Source organism: Xanthobacter autotrophicus (assembly GCF_030015065.1).
GTDB lineage: Bacteria > Pseudomonadota > Alphaproteobacteria > Rhizobiales > Xanthobacteraceae > Xanthobacter > Xanthobacter autotrophicus_D.
Genome location: NZ_JAIVFN010000163.1, coordinates 1 through 7,295, shown reverse-complemented (window position 1 = coordinate 7,295; position 7,295 = coordinate 1). Strand labels below are relative to the sequence as shown.

Genomic DNA, 7,295 nt, shown 5'->3' with positions numbered 1-7,295 from the left:
CCCCCGAAGCCGTGGTGCCCAAGCTGCCGGCCGCCCTCGCCCCCGACGCCCTGGGCAATGCCGTGCCGCTGCTCGACATCGAGGGCTGGCGCGACGACCTCTCCGGCTCGACCGCCCGCTTCGCCGACTATCAGGTGGGCGAGCGCATCGACCACGTGGACGGCATGACGGTGGAGGAGGCGGAGCACATGATCGCCACCCGCCTCTATCAAAACACCGCCAAGGTGCACTTCAACCAGTTCACCGAGGGCCAGGGCCGGTTCGGCCGCCGGCTGATCTATGGCGGCCACGTCATCTCGATCGCCCGCGCGCTCTCCTTCAACGGCCTCGCCAACGCCTTCCACGTGGCCGCCATCAATGGCGGGCGCCATGTGGCGCCCCTGTTCGCCGGCCTCACCGTCCATGCCTGGAGCGAGGTGCTCGACGCCCAGCCCCTGCCGGGCCGCGAGGACGTGGGCGCGCTGCGCCTGCGCACCATCGCCACCAAGGACCGCGCCACCGCCGATTTCCCGGCCAAGGTCGCCACCGACACCGGCGAGGACTACGACCCGAGCGTGATCCTCGACCTCGACTACTGGGTGCTGATTCCCCGCTGATCGACGGCCGCCGCCGGGCGCACCACGGCGCCCGCGCGGTTGCCTCGCAGCGGGGACGGCGGCGGCAACGGTACCGCTCCGGCCCCGGCCTGGGGGGAGCCCGCCCCACCGAAGGCGGACATGAAACGCCAGACCTCCTCGCCCGAATCGATGTCGCGGCTGCGCAGGCCGAGGAACGGCGTGGCGAGATCCGGCTTCGTGTCCACCCGCGCCGGCGGCTGGTGGCCTCCGAGGTCGATGCTGATGAGTTCCACCGCCGCCCCATCCCGGCAAGCCTCCCAGCGGCGTTGCACCGCGGTGGTTCCGTCCGTCTGATCGAGATCGGGTAGCGCGCGCTGGGTCGAAGCGCCGCACCCGTTGATGCGGGCGAACAGACGCGCGCTCTCGGGCGCCGACAGGGTCGCCCCCACCGGTGTCCAGAAGCCGGCATAGGCGATGACGGAATCCGCCGTGCCGTGGATGAACTGGATGGGGATCGGCCGGTCCGGCTTGCATTCCTCGCGGTAATTGGCCGGCGCCGTGGCCATGATGGAGGAATAGGCGGCGAACAGCTCCGCATGCTCGCAGGCCATGCGCTGCACCATGAAGCCGCCGTTGGAAATGCCGGTGAGATAGATGCGCGCCGGATCAGCGATGCCGTCTTCCGCCAGGCGGCGGGCCAGCGCCACCAGGAAGGCCACGTCGTCGCCGGGCCGCAGCATCATCTTGAGTCGCATGGCGGCCGGCCGCCCGTCGTTCCACACCCGTCCCTCGCCTTCCGGGTAGACCGCGACTAAGCCGTGGGCGGCGGCCGCCGCGTCGAGCCCGAAATAGGCGCGGAAGCTTTCCGGCGTCTGCGCCGCCCCGTGCAGGGCGACCACCACCGGTGCCGGGCCGGTCACGCCATCGGGGGTCACCACGAGATAGCGCCTGTCCTCACCGTTCACGGCGAGCCTCAAGTCACGCACCTGATCCGCCCAGGCGGGGAGAATCGTGAACATCGCACCCAGAAGCGCAAGGAAACGAGCGATCGCCGCAACCGGAAGGCGTCGCACGGACCGTCGCGATTGCCGCAGGGCAGAGGTCGAGCGAACGCCCTCCGGACGGGGCGGCGGAGCCGTGTCAGCACAGGACATGGAAGATGAAGCCATTCACAAAAAAGAGAAATCGGAGAGCGGAGCAACTCCGGAGCGCATCCTTCAGCCTTGCCTCGAAATTGCGGCAGGCGGGCGGCAGCCCTGTGGCTCTCGCGCCACAGTTTCGCCCGGACCGACCCAAACTTGACATGAATCAAACTTTTGGGGGATCGGCGGCGCGAAGTGTTGCCGTATGGTTTTTCACGATCAAGTTCGCGGGAGCGGGGCAATGAAGAAGTTCGGTCTGGGTGCCATTGTTGCAGCGGGCATTGTCGCCTCCACCGTCGGCGGCGCGGTCGCGGCTGACCTGTCGACGCCGGCCTACAAGGCCCCGGTGGTGGAAGCCCCCCTCAGCCCCTGGCAGATCCGCGTGCGCGCGCTCTACGTGATGCCGGAAAACGGCGGCTCGGTGGATGGCGTATGGGGCTCCGACCTCAGCTATTCCGACGCGGTGGTGCCTGAGCTGGACATCACCTATTACTTCACCAAGAACATCGCGGCCGAACTCATCCTCGGTGTCACGCCCCATGACATCAACGGCGAGGGCACCATCGCCAATCTCGGCCAGGTGGGCAAGGTGTGGCTGCTGCCCCCCACCCTCACCCTGCAGTATCACTTCACCGATTTCGGGCCCTTCAAGCCCTATATCGGCGCCGGCGTGAACTACACGGTGTTCTTCAATCAGGACGCGAAGAATCCCGCATTCTCCAGCGTGGACGTGCACGACGCCTGGGGCCTTGCCCTCCAGGCCGGCTTCGACTGGATGATCGACCGCCACTGGGGCATCAACTTCGACGTGAAGAAGATCTTCCTGGAGCCGAGCTTCACCCTGCAGCTCGCGGGCAGCGGCGCGTACCTCACCGGCGGCGCCGACCTGAACCCCTGGATCTTCGGTACGGGCATCACCTACCGCTTCTGATCGGGCCTTCCAGACCTGACCCAAGGACAGCGCCGGTCTTCCGGCGCTGTTTTTTTTGCGTGTGCAACAGCGCCGGGCGCAAACGCGGAACGTTGGCAATGCAGCAATCCGCGACGGAGCAGGAGCGGCATGCAACGTTCATCCAATTGCGGCGCGCAACGTATCCGGATTTAAAGCCCGCCAAGGTGCTTTGGAATCGTTGCGAAGTGACGACGATTGAGATACCTGATCGGTCGATTTTTTGGAGGAGGCCCCATGGCCGACAGCCCTCAGCGCATTGATCGCCCCCTTTCGCCCCACCTACAGATCTACCGCCCGCTATTCACGATGATGATGTCCATTGTGCATCGCATCACCGGCGTCGGGCTTTATTTCGGGACCGCGATCCTGGTCTGGTGGCTGCTCGCCGCCGCAACCTCCCCTTCGGCCTTCGAGAGCTTCCGCGCCGTGGCGGGCTCGCCCATCGGCCTCATCGTGCTGTTCGGCTACACCTGGGCCCTGCTGCACCACGCCCTCGGCGGCGTGCGCCACTTTATCTGGGACTTCATCCACGGCTTCGGCCCGAAGGAGCGCATCCTCCTCGCCAAGGCGACCCTCGCCGGCTCGGTGGCGCTGACCGTCATTCTCTGGGTCGTCGGCCTCGTGGTTAAGGGCTGAGGAGGAGCACATGAGCAACACCCCGTCCTCCGGCCACGCCCCCATGCGCACCGCGCTCGGCCGCGTGCGCGGCCTCGGCTCCGCCCGCTCGGGCACCGACCATTTCTTCAAGCAGCGCGTCACCGGGCTCGCCAACCTGGTCCTGATGATCGCCTTCATCGGCATCGTCATCTGCCTCGCCGGCGCGAGCTACGCGACGACGCGGGCCATCCTCGGCAACCCGTTCGTGGCGGTGATCATGCTGCTGACGCTGCTGTCGGTCACCACGCACATGCGCATCGGCATGCAGGTGGTGATCGAGGACTACGTCCACAGCGAGGCGCTCAAGGTGCTGCTCATCGTGGCCAACACCTTCTTCAGCATCGCCATTGCCCTCGCCGGCGCCTTCGCCGTGCTCAAGATCAGCCTGGGAGGCTGACATGGCCGACACCGCAACCAACGGGGCCGCCGCGCCCGGCATCAACGGCGCTGCCTACCCCATTGAGGACCATACCTACGACGTGCTCGTGGTGGGCGCCGGCGGCGCCGGCCTGCGCGCGGTGGTGGGCTGCTCGGAAGCCGGCCTGCGCACCGCCTGCATCACCAAGGTGTTTCCCACCCGCTCCCACACCGTGGCGGCCCAGGGCGGCGTCGCCGCCTCCCTCGCCAACATGGGCGAGGACAAGTGGGAATGGCACATGTACGACACCGTGAAGGGGTCGGACTGGCTGGGCGACCAGGACGCCATCGAATACATGGTGCGCAACGCGCCGGCCGCGGTCTACGAGCTGGAGCACTGGGGCGTGCCCTTCTCCCGCACCGAGGACGGCAAGATCTACCAGCGCCCGTTCGGCGGCATGACCACCCATTACGGCAAGGGCACCGCCCAGCGCACCTGCGCCGCGGCGGACCGCACCGGCCACGCCATGCTGCACACGCTCTACGGCGCGGCGCTGAAGCACCAGGCGGAGTTCTTCATCGAGTATTTCGCCATCGACCTCATCATGGACGAGGACGGCCGCTGTCGTGGCGTCATCGCCCTGAAGCTCGATGACGGCACCCTCCACCGCTTCCGTGCGCACCTCACCGTGCTCGCCACCGGCGGCTACGGCCGCGCCTACTTCTCCGCCACCTCCGCCCACACCTGCACCGGCGACGGCGGCGGCATGGTGCTGCGCGCCGGCCTGCCGCTGCAGGATATGGAATTCGTGCAGTTCCACCCCACCGGCATCTACGGCTCGGGCTGCCTCATCACCGAGGGCGCCCGCGGCGAGGGCGGCTACCTCACCAATTCCGAGGGCGAGCGCTTCATGGAGCGCTATGCCCCCTCGGCCAAGGACCTTGCCTCGCGCGACGTGGTCTCCCGCTCCATGACCATGGAGATCCGCGAGGGCCGCGGCGTCGGCAAGAACAAGGACCACATCTTCCTGCACCTCGATCATCTCGACCCCGCCATTCTCCACGAGCGCCTGCCCGGCATCTCGGAAAGCGCGAAGATCTTCGCCGGCGTGGACCTGACCCGCGAGCCGATCCCGGTGATCCCGACCGTGCACTACAATATGGGCGGCATCCCCACGAACTATTACGGCGAGGTGCTGGACAAGCGCGCCGGCGATCCCGACACGGTGGTGCCCGGCCTGATGGCCATCGGCGAGGCCGCCTGCGTCTCCGTCCACGGCGCCAACCGCCTCGGCTCCAATTCGCTCATCGACCTCGTGGTGTTCGGCCGCGCGGCCGGCCTGCGCGCCGCAGAATTGGTGAAGCCCGGCGAGAAGCACCGCGAACTGCCGGCCGGCAGCGCGGACCTCGCGCTCTCCCGCCTGGACGCGGCCCGGCACGCTTCCGGCGGCACCCCCACCGCCGAGCTGCGCCTCTCCATGCAGAAGGTGATGCAGAGCAACTGCGCCGTCTTCCGCACCGGCGAGGTGCTGGAGGAAGGCTGCAAGCTGATCCACGACGTTTACAAGGGCGCGAGCGACATCGGCGTCACCGACCGCTCGCTGGTGTGGAATTCCGATCTCGTCGAGACGCTGGAGTTCGAGAACCTCATCGCCCAGGCCATCGTCACCATGGAGGGCGCGAACGCCCGCCAGGAAAGCCGCGGCGGCCATGCGCGAGAGGACTTCCCCGACCGCGACGACGTGAACTGGATGAAGCACACTCTGGCTTACTTCGACACCGCATCGGGCAATGTGCGGCTCGATGACCGGCCGGTGCACACCTACACGCTGTCCAACGACATCCAGTACATCGAGCCGAAGAAGCGCGTGTACTGATCGCGTCACCGCGACCGCGCGCGGCTCGGGCCCGAATGCCCGGCGCGCGCGGCCATGGCCAGAAATCCTGCGGGCGGTTACCGCTCCAGCGTTCCAGGACGTCCCATGGTTGAGCTCACCCTTCCGAAGAACTCCCAGATCACGCCCGGCAAGGTGTGGCCGAAGCCGCAGGGCGCCAAGAAGCTGACCGAGTTCCGCATCTATCGCTGGAACCCGGACGACGCCCGCAACCCGCGGATCGACACTTATTACGTGGACCGCGAGGATTGCGGCCCCATGGTTCTCGACGGCCTGATCTGGATCAAGAACAAGATTGATCCGACCCTCACCTTCCGCCGCTCCTGCCGCGAGGGCGTGTGCGGCTCGTGCGCCATGAATATCGGCGGCACCAACACCCTCGCCTGCACCAAGGGCATGGACGAGGTGCTGGTGAAGGGCGTGGTCAATGTCTATCCGCTGCCGCACATGCCGGTGGTGAAGGACCTGGTGCCCGACCTCACCAATTTCTATGCGCAGCACGCCTCCATCGAGCCGTGGCTGCAGACCGACACCGCCGCCCCCGAGAAGGAGTGGCGCCAGTCGAAGGACGACCGCGAGAAGCTGGACGGCCTCTACGAGTGCATCCTGTGCGCCTGCTGCTCCACCTCCTGCCCGAGCTACTGGTGGAACGGCGACCGCTATCTCGGCCCGGCGGCCCTGCTCCAGGCCACACGCTGGCTGAAGGACAGCCGCGACGAGCGCACCGGCTCCCGGCTCGATTATCTGGAAGACCCCTTCCGGCTGTATCGCTGCCATACCATCATGAACTGCGCCCAGGCGTGCCCGAAGAGCCTCAACCCGGCCAAGGCCATCGCCGAGATCAAGAAGATGATGGTCGAGCGCCAGATCTGACGGCACGCGCTGCCCGGACCATGCCTTCCGAAAGGCCGCCCGCTTTTGGCGTGGCGGCCTTTTGTTTGGCCGGCCGCTGGCAAGGCGCGCGGTTCGGCGGCGGTCTGCACCGGGCTGCGGACGCGTGCTGAGCTTTTCACCACCGCGCCTTCCGTGTAAAAATATTCCGTCAACCTTGAGCCTGTCGGAGGAGGCGAGATGTCGTTCAGTCGCATTCTTGTGCCGGCGCTCCTCGGGCTCCTGCTCATCGGCAGCCTCATCGCGCGCCCGGCGGATGCCTTCGTCCTTGTCGGCAGCGCCATTCTCACGCTGAGCACCGCCAGCAGCATCATTTTCTTCGCCTTCGTGGCGATCGCTGCCCTCGTGGGGCTGGAGCGCCATTCCGGCCGCCATCTGGCACCGGCCGCGCCCGTCCACGTCCATCGCTCCCTGCGCGACGAGGTGTGAGAGAGCCTCACCGGCGGCAAGTCGCCGCCGGCCACGGGCTCTGCCGATAGAACGGCCGCAGTTCCACCACCGTGATGCGCGTCCACAGGGTGCTGGATGGCTCCGGGCACAGGCGCAGCATGGCCGAGGTTGGGTTGCCCCGCCAGCTTTCGGGAATATGCACCACCACCGAGAAGGCGCCGGCCTCATAGGACGGATCGCGCGCCCACCAGCCCGCCGGCAGGCGCTGCCTGAGATAGCTCCGCAGCGAAAGGAACGGATCGAAGGGATAGGGATCCACGTCCGGATGCACCGGCGGACGCCCCGGCAGGCCTTCGAGACTCTGCATGGGGGCCTGCTGCGCCACGGCCGCGGCGCCGGACAAGGCAGCGCCTACGAGCGCCACCAGCGCCAGCCCCGCGACCCTCCGCAGCGC

General features: G+C 67.4%; 9 protein-coding genes. 7 read left to right on the top strand and 2 right to left on the bottom strand.

Going from position 1 to position 7,295, the window contains the following annotated elements:
* On the top strand, nt 1-596 hold a 596-nt coding region (locus tag K9U40_RS21100), incomplete at its 5' end, for a MaoC family dehydratase (RefSeq protein ID WP_282892083.1).
* Here the strand turns inward: K9U40_RS21100 and K9U40_RS21095 are convergent.
* Nucleotides 572-1,543 carry an extracellular catalytic domain type 1 short-chain-length polyhydroxyalkanoate depolymerase gene (locus tag K9U40_RS21095; protein WP_282892082.1) on the bottom strand — a complete coding sequence of 324 codons (972 nt, stop codon included), beginning with the start codon at nt 1,541-1,543 and terminating at the stop codon, nt 572-574. The genes K9U40_RS21100 and K9U40_RS21095 overlap by 25 nt on opposite strands.
* Nucleotides 1,544-1,940: 397 nt before the next feature.
* Between K9U40_RS21095 and K9U40_RS21090 the strand changes: the two genes are divergently transcribed.
* The 6 genes from K9U40_RS21090 to K9U40_RS21065 all read left to right on the top strand — a co-directional run bounded on the left by K9U40_RS21090 (nt 1,941) and on the right by K9U40_RS21065 (nt 6,880).
* A complete protein-coding gene (locus K9U40_RS21090; RefSeq protein WP_282892081.1) occupies nt 1,941-2,630 on the top strand; it encodes an OmpW/AlkL family protein in 690 nt (229 codons plus the stop codon).
* A gap of 255 nt (nt 2,631-2,885) precedes the next feature.
* Nucleotides 2,886-3,287 carry a succinate dehydrogenase, cytochrome b556 subunit gene (gene sdhC, locus K9U40_RS21085; RefSeq protein WP_282892080.1) on the top strand — a complete coding sequence of 134 codons (402 nt, stop codon included), beginning with the start codon at nt 2,886-2,888 and terminating at the stop codon, nt 3,285-3,287.
* A gap of 10 nt (nt 3,288-3,297) precedes the next feature.
* Complete coding sequence (gene sdhD / locus K9U40_RS21080) at nt 3,298-3,705, top strand: succinate dehydrogenase, hydrophobic membrane anchor protein (RefSeq protein ID WP_282892079.1); 408 nt, start codon at nt 3,298-3,300, stop codon at nt 3,703-3,705.
* Between the two features lies 1 nt (nt 3,706).
* Nucleotides 3,707-5,542, top strand: a complete 1,836-nt coding sequence (sdhA, locus tag K9U40_RS21075) for a succinate dehydrogenase flavoprotein subunit (protein WP_282892078.1) — start codon at nt 3,707-3,709, stop codon at nt 5,540-5,542.
* A 105-nt stretch (nt 5,543-5,647) separates the two neighbouring features.
* Complete coding sequence (locus tag K9U40_RS21070; RefSeq protein WP_282892077.1) at nt 5,648-6,433, top strand: succinate dehydrogenase iron-sulfur subunit; 786 nt, start codon at nt 5,648-5,650, stop codon at nt 6,431-6,433.
* 198 nt (nt 6,434-6,631) lie between these two features.
* On the top strand, nt 6,632-6,880 hold the full coding sequence (locus tag K9U40_RS21065; protein ID WP_282892076.1) for a hypothetical protein: 249 nt from the start codon (nt 6,632-6,634) through the stop codon (nt 6,878-6,880).
* A 7-nt stretch (nt 6,881-6,887) separates the two neighbouring features.
* Here K9U40_RS21065 and K9U40_RS21060 read toward each other — a convergent pair.
* Nucleotides 6,888-7,295 (bottom strand): hypothetical protein (locus tag K9U40_RS21060; RefSeq protein WP_282892075.1); only part of this gene is annotated, 408 nt, incomplete at its 5' end.

Excerpts from the sequence above, each read along its gene's own strand:
- K9U40_RS21090 (WP_282892081.1), top strand. The coding sequence starts at position 1,941 with ATGAAGAAGTTCGGTCTGGGTGCCATTGTTGCAGCGGGCATTGTCGCC.
- sdhC (WP_282892080.1), top strand. The coding sequence starts at position 2,886 with ATGGCCGACAGCCCTCAGCGCATTGATCGCCCCCTTTCGCCCCACCTA.
- sdhD (WP_282892079.1), top strand. The coding sequence starts at position 3,298 with ATGAGCAACACCCCGTCCTCCGGCCACGCCCCCATGCGCACCGCGCTC.
- sdhA (WP_282892078.1), top strand. The coding sequence starts at position 3,707 with ATGGCCGACACCGCAACCAACGGGGCCGCCGCGCCCGGCATCAACGGC.
- K9U40_RS21070 (WP_282892077.1), top strand. The coding sequence starts at position 5,648 with ATGGTTGAGCTCACCCTTCCGAAGAACTCCCAGATCACGCCCGGCAAG.
- K9U40_RS21065 (WP_282892076.1), top strand. The coding sequence starts at position 6,632 with ATGTCGTTCAGTCGCATTCTTGTGCCGGCGCTCCTCGGGCTCCTGCTC.